Annotated in this window: 11 protein-coding genes; 1 reads left to right on the top strand and 10 read right to left on the bottom strand. The window is 71.5% G+C overall.

Translation table 11 applies throughout. The features are described 5' to 3' along the window. Positions 1 to 6: 6 nt before the first annotated feature. The 6 genes from ACFYWX_RS23440 to ACFYWX_RS23415 all read right to left on the bottom strand — a co-directional run bounded on the left by ACFYWX_RS23440 (position 7) and on the right by ACFYWX_RS23415 (position 8,108). Positions 7 to 771: a sulfite exporter TauE/SafE family protein gene (locus ACFYWX_RS23440; protein ID WP_389426015.1), complete on the bottom strand. Its 765-nt coding sequence runs from the start codon at positions 769 to 771 to the stop codon at positions 7 to 9. Positions 772 to 849: 78 nt separating this feature from the next. Beyond that, positions 850 to 3,645: a DUF5682 family protein gene (locus ACFYWX_RS23435; protein WP_389426014.1), complete on the bottom strand. Its 2,796-nt coding sequence runs from the start codon at positions 3,643 to 3,645 to the stop codon at positions 850 to 852. Continuing rightward, entirely contained in the window at positions 3,642 to 4,766 is a 1,125-nt protein-coding gene (locus ACFYWX_RS23430) for an AAA family ATPase (protein ID WP_389426013.1), read from the bottom strand. The genes ACFYWX_RS23435 and ACFYWX_RS23430 overlap by 4 nt, the downstream gene beginning before the upstream one ends. A gap of 41 nt (positions 4,767 to 4,807) precedes the next feature. Next, positions 4,808 to 6,220 (bottom strand): VWA domain-containing protein, encoded by a 1,413-nt coding sequence (locus tag ACFYWX_RS23425; protein WP_389426012.1) that lies wholly within the window; start codon positions 6,218 to 6,220, stop codon positions 4,808 to 4,810. Next, the gene (locus ACFYWX_RS23420; protein ID WP_389426011.1) at positions 6,217 to 7,635 is read right to left on the bottom strand and encodes a hypothetical protein; all 1,419 of its coding nucleotides are present in this window, start codon (positions 7,633 to 7,635) and stop codon (positions 6,217 to 6,219) included. The genes ACFYWX_RS23425 and ACFYWX_RS23420 overlap by 4 nt, the downstream gene beginning before the upstream one ends. Further along, a complete protein-coding gene (locus ACFYWX_RS23415) occupies positions 7,605 to 8,108 on the bottom strand; it encodes a hypothetical protein (RefSeq protein ID WP_389426010.1) in 504 nt (167 codons plus the stop codon). Before ACFYWX_RS23415 ends, ACFYWX_RS23420 begins: the two co-directional genes overlap by 31 nt. 304 nt (positions 8,109 to 8,412) lie before the next feature. On the opposite strand from ACFYWX_RS23415, the gene ACFYWX_RS23410 reads away from it, so the two are divergent. Further along, positions 8,413 to 8,976 carry a hemerythrin domain-containing protein gene (locus ACFYWX_RS23410; protein WP_389426009.1) on the top strand — a complete coding sequence of 188 codons (564 nt, stop codon included), beginning with the start codon at positions 8,413 to 8,415 and terminating at the stop codon, positions 8,974 to 8,976. A gap of 89 nt (positions 8,977 to 9,065) precedes the next feature. On the opposite strand, the gene ACFYWX_RS23405 is transcribed toward ACFYWX_RS23410, so the two are convergent. The 4 genes from ACFYWX_RS23405 to ACFYWX_RS23390 form a co-directional block, all read right to left on the bottom strand. Next, on the bottom strand, positions 9,066 to 9,596 hold the full coding sequence (locus ACFYWX_RS23405; protein WP_389426008.1) for a hypothetical protein: 531 nt from the start codon (positions 9,594 to 9,596) through the stop codon (positions 9,066 to 9,068). A gap of 245 nt (positions 9,597 to 9,841) precedes the next feature. Beyond that, positions 9,842 to 10,669: a carbohydrate ABC transporter permease gene (locus ACFYWX_RS23400; protein WP_389426007.1), complete on the bottom strand. Its 828-nt coding sequence runs from the start codon at positions 10,667 to 10,669 to the stop codon at positions 9,842 to 9,844. Beyond that, positions 10,666 to 11,577 carry a carbohydrate ABC transporter permease gene (locus ACFYWX_RS23395; protein WP_389426006.1) on the bottom strand — a complete coding sequence of 304 codons (912 nt, stop codon included), beginning with the start codon at positions 11,575 to 11,577 and terminating at the stop codon, positions 10,666 to 10,668. Before ACFYWX_RS23395 ends, ACFYWX_RS23400 begins: the two co-directional genes overlap by 4 nt. Beyond that, a complete protein-coding gene (locus ACFYWX_RS23390; protein ID WP_389426005.1) occupies positions 11,574 to 12,812 on the bottom strand; it encodes an ABC transporter substrate-binding protein in 1,239 nt (412 codons plus the stop codon). The genes ACFYWX_RS23395 and ACFYWX_RS23390 overlap by 4 nt, the downstream gene beginning before the upstream one ends. Between the last annotated feature and the right edge of the window lie 8 nt (positions 12,813 to 12,820).

Genomic DNA, 12,820 nt, shown 5'->3' with positions numbered 1-12,820 from the left:
GCCTCGTCAGCGCACCAGCTGGACGATGCCCACGGTGCCGACCAGCACGATCAGGCTCCGCAGGAACACCGGGCCGAGACGGCGGCCCACCGTGGCCCCGATCTGGCCGCCGAGGGCGGAGCCGACCATGAGGAGGGCGACGGCCGTCCAGTCGAAGTCGGCGACGAACAGGAAGAGGGTCGCGGCGACGGCGTTGACGACGGCGGCGAGCACGTTCTTGACGGCGTTGAGGCGCTGCATCGTGTCGTCGAGGAGTACGCCCATCAGGGACATGTAGACGATCCCCTGCGCGGCGGCGAAGTAGCCGCCGTAGACGCTGGCCAGTGTCAGTCCGACGAGCAGCAGGGGGCCTCCGTCGGGGCGGGCGGGCGTGCCGTTGCGTTCGCGGCGCCGCCGCAGACGGCTGCTGATCAGGGGCTGGAGGACGACCAGGACGAGGGCGAGGGCGACCAGGACCGGCACGATCGTCTCGAACGCCGTGGCCGGCAGGGCCAGCAGGAGCGTGGCCCCGGCGAGAGCCCCGACGGCGGCGCCGACGCTCAGCTTGAGAACGCGGCGGCGCTGGCCCTCGAGTTCCCTGCGGTAGCCGATGGCTCCGCTGATCGAGCCGGGGATCAGGCCGAGCGCGTTGGACACCGTGGCGGTGACGGGCGGCAGGCCGGTGGCGAGCAGGACGGGAAACGTGATCAGGGTGCCGGAGCCGACAACGGTGTTGACGGCTCCGGCACCCAGGCCCGCCGCGAAGACGGCGAGCATCTCCGGCGGGGTCATACTGCGCCTGTGGTCTTGGTGTCCGTGCTGTTCATGAGGCGAGCATAGGAACCGGATGCTTCGGCGCGCGCCGCAGTATCACCGGCCGGACAGCAGCGCCTCCAAGGCCGTAGCCGTGGCGGGGTGGCGGCCGATCAGGGCCGCGCCCCCTGGTGCGGGCTCCGCCGTCTCCCACCCGTCGTCGCAGCCGAGCAGGCCGGCCACCGCGTCGCACGTGGCGGGGTGGGCGGCGAGCAGGGCCACGCGCGGGATGCCGCCCTCGGGACGTGCCGGTTGCGTGGCCTGCGGCACCGGCGCGGCCCGCCACGGCGGCACCCACGCGTCCAGCGCCGCGAGCCGGCCGGGGAAGATCCGCCCGGCCTCGCGGATGAGCAGCGGGGCGAGTTCGGCTCCGCCGGAGCGCAGGCTGGTGATGAGGGTCGGCAGCCACGGAAGCAGCACCGGGTCCGGCAGCCGGGCGAACGCGTTCGACACCGCTTCCACGACGAAGTCGGCGAGGCCCGGCACCGGTTCCAGCGCGTGCAGGAAGCCGCTGAGGTAGCGCGGGTAGGCGGGCACCACCAGGGGGTTGCCCAGCAGTTCGTCGCACCGGGTGCGCAGCTCCGCGCGGGAGAGGCGGCCGAGGTGGGTCTGGGCCGCCCACAGCAGCGCCACCTTCGACGGGTCCTCGGGGTGCGACTGGGCGACCGCCAGCTCCAGTTGGGTCCGGTCGCACCCCAGTGACAGCGCGAGGCTCTCCATGCTGAACAGGAAGCCGAGCATGGCCGCGACCTGGCGTACGGTCGCGTCGTCGTCGGTGAACGCCGTCGGAAGCAGGGTGCAGTAGTGCGCGTAGCCCGTCTTGACGAAGGACTCGATCCACGCGGGCAGCGTCGGCTCGCTGGTCCGGTAGTACGCCAGCAGCCGGCGGACCCGGCGCAGCACCTCCGGCGCGCCGTCGACGCTGCGTTCGGTCGCCAGGACCTCCAGGGCGCGGGTGCCCAGCTCGTCGGCGAGGCGGCGGCTGCGCAGGTGGAGGGTGGCGTCCTCGACGGCTTCGAGGACGGTCGCCGTGGTGGCGTGCGGGCCGTAGGCCGCGCGGCGCAGGCGCTGTTCAAGTACCTGCTCGATGCCGACGCCCTCGTAGCCGAGCTCGATCAGCGCCCGCTGGTGGGTGCCCAGGGCCAGGTCCCACGACTCCTGGATGGGCCGCTCGCCGAGCCGCCGCTCCCCCATGATGGGCCGGGCGGCGCCGTGCGGCATCAGGTACTTCAGCATCCACAGCACGTCGGAGCAGCGCTCCAGCTCCGGCCGTCCCGCGATGTCCAGCAACGCCCGCTGCACACCGCGCTGTTGCAGCTTGAGGCCGAGCGGCTCCAGCCGGTCGTGCACGTCACGGGCGAGGGGTGGCAGGGCGTCGTAGCCGACCTGGCCGATCCGGTCGCCGCCCATCATGATCTCCACGAGGCGGCGCACGTCACGCCGGCCCGGCACGGAGTCCTTCTCGATGCAGGTGACGACCGCGTCCTGGAAGTCGTACGGCGTCGGTCTGGCGCGGTCACGCATTCCGGCGAGGAGGATCGACGTCTCGAAGACGGCGATGGCGTCGGCGGTGGAGGCGAGGTAGCCGTTGCGGCGGGCGGCGCGCACGATCTCCACCGACCAGCCGAGCAGTTCGGCCTCGTCGAGGCGGTCGAGCGCGGGTGGCCGCTGGAGGAAGCCGGACAGCTTGTCGGAGGGAGGTGCGGCCGGCTCGGGCGCCGCCACGGGCTTCCGGGGCTTCTTCGTGCCGGCCTGTCCTTCCAGGCGGAACGGCTTCACGCGGGTGCGTTTGACGTTCTTCGCCCACACTGTGGCGGCGATCGACACCGATCCGGCGGCGAGACCGAACTGGGCCTCGATCGCGGCGTGACTGGACGGGATCAGGCCGTGCTGCCACTTGGTGGCGCTGGGCGGGCTGATCTCGAAGGTGTCGGCGCCGTGGACACCGAACTCGGCGACGCGGCTGGCCGCGTGGAAGGCGCCGCAGACGTAGAGGCAGTCCTCGGGGTCGGTGGCGGTCGCGGCGAGGTGTTCGCGCATCCGGGTCCACATGTACCGCTCACGGTCCTCGTCGACGCGCACGCGGTGCGGGTCGCCCGGGGCGAGGCGCCGGAACAGGCTGCCGATGAGGAGCATCACCTGCCGGTAGGTGTCGTGGTCGCTGTCGCCGAGCGGCAGCTCGACGTACTGGTGCCACCACTCCGACCAGTGCCGCACCCGGCCGTGGCGCAGCAGGTGCTTCTCCAGCTCGGCGAAGCGCGGCCGCAGGTCGCCGATCTCCACGCCGACGGCGTCGCCGTGCAGGGCCGCCTCCTGTTCGGCGGCCGGCGACCCGGCGGACGGCGCGTCCGGGTCGGCCGGTTCGGCGGGTGCCGGGTCGCGGGCGTCCCACTGGAACACGTGGTCGGAGGAGCGGTCGACGAGGACCAGTTCGACACCCGGGGTGTCGAGTGCGTAGGCGATCGCCTGGTACTCGGCGGACGCCTCGGTGATCGGCGCGACCACCGACAGCGGCGCCCATTCGGCGGGGAAGCCGTCGACCTCGGTCGCGTACGACTGGACCGCCACCGGGAGCCGGCAGTTGCGCAGTTCGGTCAGGAGCGGGGCCATGTCCTCGCACAGCTCCAGGTAGACGACCTTCGGCTGTTTCTCCCGCAGCCGGCGCGCCATGGCGAGCGCGGAGGCGGGCGAGTGGTGGCAGACGGGAAAGATCTCGAGCGGCTCGCGCACCGCGCGGTCGACGTCGTCGACGATGCCGAGGAGGATGCCCTCCAGGGCGTCGGGGCCGTCGGCGAGGGCGGTGGCGGCTTCCTGGAGTTGGGCGCGCAGGGCGCCGAAGGTGCCTTCGCTCATGACAGGGTGGCGATCGCGTCACGGCCGCCCTCCAGGAACTCCGGCCAGGAGCCGCCCTGTTCCTTGCTGCGCGGCTCGACGACGCCGTGCAGGTACTTGTTGAGGATGGCGAGGTCCTCCGGTTCGCGCCGGGCCAGCGATCCGACGAGCGAGGAGGCGAGGGTGTGGGCGGTCAGCGCGCGCTCGCCGAAGAAGTTGCTGTGCAGGACGGCGTCCTCGAGGACGCCGATCTGCTCGGCGGTGGACAGCGCGGACTCGAGCTTCTCGTCGTCGCTGCCGGCCGCGGCCGCCGAGGCGCGCAGGTCGGCGAAGCTCTGGAGCAGCACGTCGAGGAGGGTCGGCGGCACGTCCAGCTCGATCTGGTGGCGGCGCAGCAGTTCCTCGGTGCGGAAGCGGACGATCTCCGCCTCGCTCTTCCTGTTGGTCACCACGGGGATGCGGACGAAGTTGAAGCGGCGCTTGAGGGCCGAGGAGAGGTCGTTGACGCCCCGGTCCCGGCTGTTGGCGGTGGCGATGACCGAGAAGCCGGGCTTGGCGAAGACGATGTTGTCGCTGTCGGCGTCGCTGCCGAGTTCGGGAACGGAGATGTACTTCTCGGACAGGATCGAGATCAGCGCGTCCTGGACATCGCTGGTGGAGCGGGTGAGCTCCTCGAAGCGGCCGATCGCGCCGGACTCCATCGCGGTCATGATCGGTGAGGGGATCATCGACTCGCGGGACTGGCCCTTGGCGATGACCATGGACACGTTCCAGGAGTACTTGATGTGGTCCTCGGTGGTTCCTGCCGTGCCCTGCACGACGAGGGTGGAGTTGCGGCAGATCGCGGCGGACAGCAGCTCGGCCAGCCAGGACTTGCCGGTGCCGGGGTCGCCGATCAGGAGAAGCCCGCGGTCGGAGGCGAGCGTCACGATGGAGCGTTCGACGAAGCTGCGGTCGCCGAACCACTTCTGGGAGATCTCCCGGTCGAGGCCGTCGGCGCGCTCCGAGCCCAGGACGAACAGGCGGACCATCTTCGGCGACAGACGCCAGGAGAACGGCTTGGGGTTGTCGTCGATCGACTCCAGCCAGTCCAGTTCCTCGGCGTACTTGATCTCGGCGGGGGCGCGCAGCAGGTCGGACATGTGAGGGCCTTTCCAAGCGTGTGGCTACGAGAAATGAGTGATCAGGCGAGAGACGTCTTGAGTTCCTGGACGAGCCTGCGGATGTGGCCGGAGAGCACCGGTGTGCCGAGGGCCTTGAAGCGCTCCCGGAACCAGGGGTTGACCTCCTGCCGCCCGGAGCTGGTCACCGAGCCGACGGGGATGAACTTCACGCCGGAGCGGTGGACCGCCTCGATGCCCTCGAACAGCGGCTGGGAGCGGTCGAACTCGTAGAAGTCCGAGATCCACACCATCACGGTGTTCTTCGGCTCGGTGATCTTCGGGCGGGCCATGGCCATCGCGACGGGACCGTCGTTGCCGCCTCCGAGGTTGGTGCGCAGCAGCACCTCGAAGGGGTCGTTCACCCAGGGCGTGAGGTCGATGGCGCGGGTGTCGTACGCGATCAGGTGGACGTCCACCTTCGGCAGTCCCGCGAAGATCGAGGCGAGGATGGTGCAGTTGACCATCGAGTCGACCATCGAGCCCGACTGGTCGACGACCACGATCAGCCGCTGCGGTGTCGTCTTGCGGGCGGTGTGGCGGTAGTAGAGGCGGTCGACGTAGAGCCGTTCCTCCTCCGGGCTCCAGTTGGTGAGGTTCTTCCAGATCGTGCGGTCGAGATCCAGGTTGCGGAAGACCCGCTTGGGCGGGACCGACCGGTCGACGGCGCCGACGGTGGCCTTCTCCACCTGGGTGCGCAACACCTCGGCGACCTCGTCGACGAAGCGGCGGATCAGGGCCTTGGCGTTGCTGAGCGCCACGCCGGAGAGGTTGTTCTTGTCGCGCAGCAGCTGCTCGATGAGCGACATGCTGGGGGTGAGCTTGGCGGCGAGCTTCGGGTCGGCGAGTACCTCGCGCAGGTGCATGCGCTTGACGAGGTCGGCCTCGATGTTCCCCAGCTCGGGTCCGATCGCCGGGATCAGCGTGCTCAGGTCGGGCGTCATGCCGTTGCCGCCGGTTGACGTCGTGTCGGGGCCGCGGCCCCGGGTGTTGCCCCCGGAGCGGCCGCCGCGGAGTTCGCCCGGGCGGCAGCCGAGGGCGCGCTCCAGCCAGCCCGCGTCGGCCTGCCAGCGGGAGAGCTGTCCGGCGGTGACCGTGCCGGCGCCGGTGGCGAAGACGTTGAGCAGCACCTTCGACACGAGTGCGGCGCGGCGCACCTCGGCGGTGTGGTCGCGTACACCGTCGGCGCCGGATGGGGCGTCGGGCACCATCAGGCCGTCGAACTCGGCGGCCAGTTCGGGGTGGCGTTGCACGATCGAGTCGACCGAGGTCTGCGGGTCGAGCAGCGCGGGCGGCAGGCCGATGTCCTCTACGACGGCGAGGCTCGCCGATTCGAGCGTGGTCTGTTCATCGGAGTCGAAGAGCCGGGAGAGCAGGCGCCAGTAGAGGACCTGACGGCGGTTGGCCTCGGAGTTGGCCTCGGGCGTCTGTGTCATTTCCGCAGCAGCCTTCCCGCGCGCTCCCGCAGCACCGCCACGGCGTCGGTGGCGGCCTTCTCCGCCTTGACGCCCGCCTTGTCGGTGGTGCCCCCGGCCCACGCGCCGGCGTGGAGGGCGACGGTCTTCTTCCGCACGGTCGTCTCCACGGCGAGCGGCTGGACGGTGAACGCCCCGGCGTCCCAGCGGAGCAGACCGATGCAGGCGGTCGACGCGGTGACGGCCTCGGGCGTGAGCGGTCCCGCGGTCGGGACGCGGTCGGTGTCGACGGCGAGCGGGTGACCGGCGAGGGTGAACGTCCAGGTGTCGTCGTCCTGTTGGGCGGTGTAGCCCTCCAGGAGCACGGGGACGGCGATGCGGGCCGGGTGCCGGTCCAGGGGTGCGGTCGGCGGGGCGGTCGCGGCCGCCAGGGCGACGCGGGCGGTGGCGAAGGCGTCCGCGGGCTCGCCCGGGCGGGCGTGCTCGTCGCTCCAGATCAGGTCGCCCTCGGCGGTGACCGGCATGTCGGTGAGGTCCATGGAGAGGCCCTCACCGACGGCCGCGAGGAGCGACAGGTGCGGCCGCAGCAGCTGCCAGACGCCGACGCCGACGACCGTGTCCGGCTTCGGCACCGCGACGCCGGCCCGCACCAGGCGGGGCGCGGTGCCGTCGGCGGGCTCGAACACGGCGTGTACCTGGGCCTGTGCGGCGGTGGCGTGTTCGTGCAGGTCGACACCGAGGGGCAGCAGGCGGCCGGTGACGGTGCCGGTCGTGGCCGGGGCGGCGGCGCCGGGCAGCGTCAGCAGCATCGCGCGGGACCACAGGTCGGCCCAGCGGCGGGCCGGGATCCGCTCCAGGGTGGCGCCGGGGCAGGACGCGGCGAGTTCGGCTGCGAAGCCGTCGAGGAGGGTCGCGAGACGGCGCAGGTCCGGGTCCGGCAGCATCGCGGAGACGATCTGCGCGGCACCGGAGACCGTGTCGTGGTCCATGCCCTGCCATCCGGCCCGTGCCAGGTCCGACAACCAGGAACGGGCGGCGACCAGCAGGTTGACCGCATGTCCCTCGACGGGCGGCGGGGCGCCGTCCTCGCCCCGGCCGCGGCCCGTGGCCTCGTCGACCCGGGCCATGAGGGCGTCGTGGACGGAGCCGAGCAGTGCGCTGCGGGCGGCGGCGAGGGCGACGAAGTGGTCCTCACCGGCGGCTCCGGCACCCGCCTTCTCGGCCGCCTCGGCGACCCTGGAGGCCAGCGGCGTGCCCGAGACCGCGTGGGCGAGCCGGGTCAGGTCGGCTGCCTGCGCGGGCTGGGGCCGGAGCAGTCCGGCGACCAGCGCCCGGTCGAAGGCGTCGACGGCCGCGAGGGCCTCGTCCAGCCCTTCGACGGAGTGAGCGAGCAGTTCCACATTCATCAGGCCACCGCCCTGGTCGGCGGGAACCACTGCATCTCCGGCAACGGCGCGGTGGTCGGGGCGAGTTCGAGGTAGGCCAGGTGGCGCAGGAACCGGCTGAACACGGGTGCGGCGGCGTTGGAGCCGGCCGGTGCCGGGCGGGCGCCGGTCATGACCTGGGTGAGGGCCGGCGCGTTCGGCTCCCCGTCCGTCACGTCCACCCGCAGATAGCGGGCGACGTGCTCACCGCCGTACTGGAGCACCGCCTCGGTGACCAGGGCGCGGATGTGGTTGCAGAATCCGCCGCGGGCGCCGCCGCAGGGGCGGTTGTTGTTGGTGCTGCACGCGAACGCGTAGGTCCCGGCGGCGACCGACGAGACGTAGACGCGCTCGATGTCCGAGCCGCTGGAGACCACGCCCTGGAGGCGTCCGTCGGCCAGTTCGACGAACGGCACCTTGGCGAGCTTCCGCGGCCGTGCGGGTGGTATCACCCGGGCCGTGCTCGACTGCTCCCAGTCCGACAACGCACCATCTCCTTTGCGCCAGCAGGGGTCCACAAAGAGACCCGTGAAAAGGGGGTCCGAATGGGGTCGTCCCGCCATGTCGGGGGGACATGAAAGAACCTACCGGCGACCACTGACAATGCCTCTGACCTGGGAAGACATGACCACCGGCCTCGGGTCCTCCGTCGGCCCGTGGCGGGGAACCCGGGGCGCGCGTCCGGCGCGACGGGCGGGATGTCCCGGTGTTAGCCCGCCGAGGGCGGGGGCACTCGGGGCTCTGGTGACTCCGCCCGGAGTCGCCACGTACAGGCTGGAGGTGAAGGACATGGGTCACGGTGGAAACATCATCGACGAGTTGACCACCGATCACCGGGAGGTCGAGGAGTTCTTCGGCCGGATCGAGGCGCTGCCGTCCGGTCACAAGGACCGCAAGCTCTACGCCGACCAGGCCACCATGGAACTGGTGCGGCACTCCGTGGCCGAGGAGGCCTACCTCTACCCGGCCGTGCGGGAGCACGTGGCGAACGGGGACGCCATGGCCGACAAGGAACTCGAGGATCACGCGAAGGCCGAGCAGATCATGAAGGATCTGGAGGGCTGCGACGCCGACGACCCCGAGTTCGACCGGCTCATCGGCATGCTGATGACGGAGATCCGCTCGCACCTGGCCGACGAGGAGCAGAACCTCGTCCCGATGCTGCGCGCCTCCTGTCCGCCGGACGCGCTCAACACCCTGGGCGACAAGGTCCGCCAGGCGAAGAAGGTGGCACCCACCCGTCCGCACCCCGCCGCGCCGGACAAGCCGCCGCTCAACAAGCTGCTGGCACCGGGCGCCGGGATGGTCGACCGGGTCCGCGACGCGCTGACGGGACGGGGCAAGAAGGACTGACGGCGCGTCTCGAGGTCTCGAGCTCGAGCGACTGATGCCGCCTTCATGGGCCTGTCGGGAACACCCGACGGGCCCATTGCCGTCGTCCGTCAGGCGATGAGCGCCCGGCCCGGCCTGAGGCGGTTCACGAGCTGGGACTGGTGGAGACCGGCCACCGGGGCGAGGAGGTCGGGGTGGCGCAGCAGCGCGGCCGCCTGCCGGTCGCGCTCGTCCGGCGCGACCAGGCGCCGGAACTCGGCGGGGGCGTCGGTGGTGTGGCCGCCCTCGGCCAGCGCGGCCAGCGCGAGGTCCACCAGCTCGGGGTCGGTGAGCAGGCAGGCCGCCCAGCTCGCCACGACCTCGTCCACCCAGGTGCGCCAGGCGGAGTCCTCGTCGTGCGCGGCTTCCCCGGCCGCGTCGGCGCCGCTGATCCAGTCGAGCCGTGCGGAGCCTCCGGGGCCCGCCATCTGGACCAGCGCGGCGTCCATCGCCGTCGGGTAGCGCAGCCACGCCGCGACCGTCACGGCCTGGCGGGCCTGCGCCTCGCACAGGGCGGAGGCGAGGGCGCCGCCGCTTGCCGGGTAGGCGCAGGTGAGCCAGTGCGCTGTTGCTGCGATGACCGGGGAGAGAGCTGCGAGCAAGCTGGGCCGTCCGGGGTACTGCGGGAACAGGGGTTCCCAGAACGGTAGCGTCCGGGCCCGGCATGGGGACATGGCTCGACGCCTGCCGCTCACGTGGTTTCAGCCACATTGCGCAGGTTGTGTTTCAGGTGCGGGTTGTCCTGTCAGGCGGGCGTACGGTTTGCCGCTCGTAGGTTGTAGACCAGTCCTCCGGTGGTGTGCACACGTCCAGGCCGGCGTCGCGCAGGGTGGCCGCGACCGCTTGGTCACCCCCGGACGCTGCCCGCGGTCAGCCCGCCGACGATGAAGCGCTGGAACAGGGCGAAGACGCCCACGACCGGCAGGCTGATGAGCGTGGCGGTGGCCATCAGGGCTCCCCATGCCGTGCCGTGCTGGCCGACGAAGGCGTTGAGGACGACGGTGACGGGCCGGACGTCGGAGCCCTGGGCGAGGGTGAGTCCGAAGAGGAACTCGCCCCAGGCGAGCAGGAAGGACAGTCCGGCCGCCGCGATCACGCCGGGCACCATGATCGGCAGGACCACCCGCAGCAGTACGCCGGTCAGTCCGCAGCCGTCGACCAGGGCGGCCTCCTCCAGCTCGGGCGGGACCGCGCGCAGCACGGGCCGCAGCACGATCACGGTGAACGGCAGGGTGAGGGTGGTGTCGGCGGCGATCAGGCCGAGGTAGCTGTCGTCGAGTCCGGCCCGGCGTTCGAGGATGAACAGCGGTGCCGCGAGCACGATGGCGGGCGGGAGTTGGGCGACGAGGAGGGCGAGCACCATGGTGCCCGAGCCCCGCATCCGCACCCGGGCGAGCGCGTAGCCGAGGGGGAGGCCGAGGAGCAGGGTCAGCGCCACGACCCCGCTGGAGATCACGAGACTGTTCAGCAGGGCCCGGGTGAGCCCTTCGTAGGACAGGGCGGTGTCGTAGTTGTCGGTCGTGACCGGGGCGGGGATCCACCGCGGGGACGGGACGAGGATGCGGTCGGGTGCGGTGAGGCTGGTCTTGGCCATCCAGTACACCGGCAGCAGGAACACGGCGGTGATCAGTGTCGCGGCCGCGGTGAGCGCCCAGGGCCGGCGCGGTGGTCTCACGCGGCGTCCCCTTCCGTCTCCTCCCGCCGCAGCCGTCGTACGTAGAAGACGCCCGCGAGAAGCGGTACGACGAGCAGCAGCAGGCCGGCGGCGGCTCCCTGGCCGAACCGGAAGAACGTGAAGAAGACCTCGTAGACGTAGAGGGAGAGCACGCGGGTGGCGTCGACGGGGCCGCCGCCCGTCATCACGAAGACGATGTCGAAGACCTTGAAGGTGTAGATCAGGCCGAGCAGCAGGACGGTCACCGAGACCGGCCGCATCAGCGGGAGGGTGATCCTCAGGAAGCGCTGCCGGGCGCTCGCGCCGTCGATGGCCGCGGCCTCGTGGAGTTCGGGGTCGATGGTGTGGAGCCCGACGAGCAGCAGGAGCATGTTGAACGGCACGCCGATCCAGACGTTGGCGAGGACGACCCCGGCCAGGGACGTCGAGGGGTCGGTGAGCCAGTCGTGGGACAGGCCGCCCAGGCCGACGGCCCTGAGCAGGGCGTTGTAGGCGCCGGACTCCGCGTCCAGCAGCCAGCGGAAGAGGGTGCCGCTGACCACCGGGGGCAGCAGCCAGGCCACCAGCAGCAGCGACCTCAGCAGGCCGTTCAGCGGGAAGGGCCGGGCGAACAGCAGAGCCAGGGCGAAGCCCAGCGTGAACTGCAGGACCAGCGAGGCGAGGGTGAACAGCAGGGACAGGCGTACGGAGTGCCAGAAGCCCGGGTCGGAGACGACGGTGCGGTAGTTGGCGAGGCCGTTGAACGGCTCGGGTCCGCCGAGGAGGCTGCCCAGTTCGACGTCGTGGACGGACGTCCACACGTTGTAGAACAGCGGGTACGCCAGGAAGAGGGCGAGGAAGGCCAGGCCGGGCAGGCAGAACAGATATCCCTCGCGGCGGATGCGGGCGGAGGGACCGGGTCGCCTCACCGCTCTCCCAGCGCCTTGTCGATCTTCACGGCCGCGGTCCTCGCCGCGGCGGAGGGGGACGCGGAGCCGGTGAGGGCGGCCTGCTCGGCCTCGGCGACGGCTTGGGAGGCGTCGGCGTAGTGCGGGCCGTACTGGCGGGGCCGGGCGAGGGGCAGCTGGCTGAGGAAGAGCCGCAGGGCCGGGTCGGAGGCCCAGGTGCTCTCGTCGGCGAGGTCCTTGCGGGCGGGGAGGTTGCCGAACGACACCAGGTACGGCACGAGCGCCGACGGTTGCTGGGTGTACTCCAGGACCTCCCAGGCCTTGTCGATGTGGTCGCTCGTCGCCGTGATCACCCAGTTCTCGCCGCCCAGGCAGGTGGCGGCCTCCTTGTCGCGGGGCAGTGCGACGACCTCCCAGTCGAACGCCGCCTTCTTGAGGGTGGGGATCTGCCAGGGGCCGTTGATCTGGAGGGCGGCGCGCTGGTTGAGGAACCGGGTGTTGACGTCCTGTTGGGTCCAGCCCACGCACTGCTCGGAGAGTGAGCCCTTGGCGACGAGGTCGTCGAGGAAGGCGAGGGCCGTGGCGCCGTAGGTGGCGAAGGTGTCCAGGTCGCCGCCCGCCTGCCACAGGAACGGCAGGAACTGGAAGACGCCCTCCTCGGTCTTGATCGCGCTCAGCGCCAGGCCGAACCGGTCCCCGCTGGTCAGCCGTTCGGCGGCGGAGGCCAGCTCGTCCCAGGTGGTGGGGGGCCGCACGCCCGCGGACTGGAGCATGCGGGTGTTGCAGTACAGGGCGAGGCAGTTGCTGTTGTTGGGGATCCCCAGGGTCTTGCCGCCGACCTGGCAGCCGTCCCAGGGGCCCTTGTAGTACTGGTCGGCCTGGCCCCATTTCTCGACGCGGCCGGTGAGGTCGGCGAGGATTCTGCTGCCGCCCAGGGAGTTCATGGCGACGTTGTCCACGATGGCGATGTCGGGCAGTTCGCCGGAGATCGCGCCGAGGGTGATCTGCCGTTCGAGCTCGGCGAAGGGGAAGGTCCGCCGTTCGATCCGTACGTGGGGGACGTTGGTCTCGATGTCCCTGATGAGACGGTTCATTCCGGGCTGGAAGTTGTCCAGCGTGAAGTAGTCCCACCAGGTGAGGGTGACCGTGTCGGTCGTGCCGGAGTCGCAGGACGCGAGGGCCCCGCCGAGGCCGAGGGCGGCCACTGAGGCACTCGCGGCACGCAGGAAACCGCGACGGTCGACCGTGTACGACATGCTCCACT

The sequence above is a fragment of the Streptomyces sp. NPDC002888 genome (assembly GCF_042888465.1).
In the GTDB taxonomy this organism is placed as follows: Bacteria; Actinomycetota; Actinomycetes; order Streptomycetales; family Streptomycetaceae; genus Streptomyces.
The sequence above is the reverse complement of the archived record's forward strand: the minus strand, read 5'-3'. Positions and strand labels throughout refer to the sequence as shown.

Bases quoted from the DNA above. Each gene is read 5' to 3' on its own strand.
- ACFYWX_RS23440 (WP_389426015.1), bottom strand. From the start codon at position 771: ATGACCCCGCCGGAGATGCTCGCCGTCTTCGCGGCGGGCCTGGGTGCC.
- ACFYWX_RS23435 (WP_389426014.1), bottom strand. From the start codon at position 3,645: ATGAGCGAAGGCACCTTCGGCGCCCTGCGCGCCCAACTCCAGGAAGCC.
- ACFYWX_RS23430 (WP_389426013.1), bottom strand. From the start codon at position 4,766: ATGTCCGACCTGCTGCGCGCCCCCGCCGAGATCAAGTACGCCGAGGAA.
- ACFYWX_RS23425 (WP_389426012.1), bottom strand. From the start codon at position 6,220: ATGACACAGACGCCCGAGGCCAACTCCGAGGCCAACCGCCGTCAGGTC.
- ACFYWX_RS23410 (WP_389426009.1), top strand. From the start codon at position 8,413: ATGGGTCACGGTGGAAACATCATCGACGAGTTGACCACCGATCACCGG.
- ACFYWX_RS23390 (WP_389426005.1), bottom strand. From the start codon at position 12,812: ATGTCGTACACGGTCGACCGTCGCGGTTTCCTGCGTGCCGCGAGTGCC.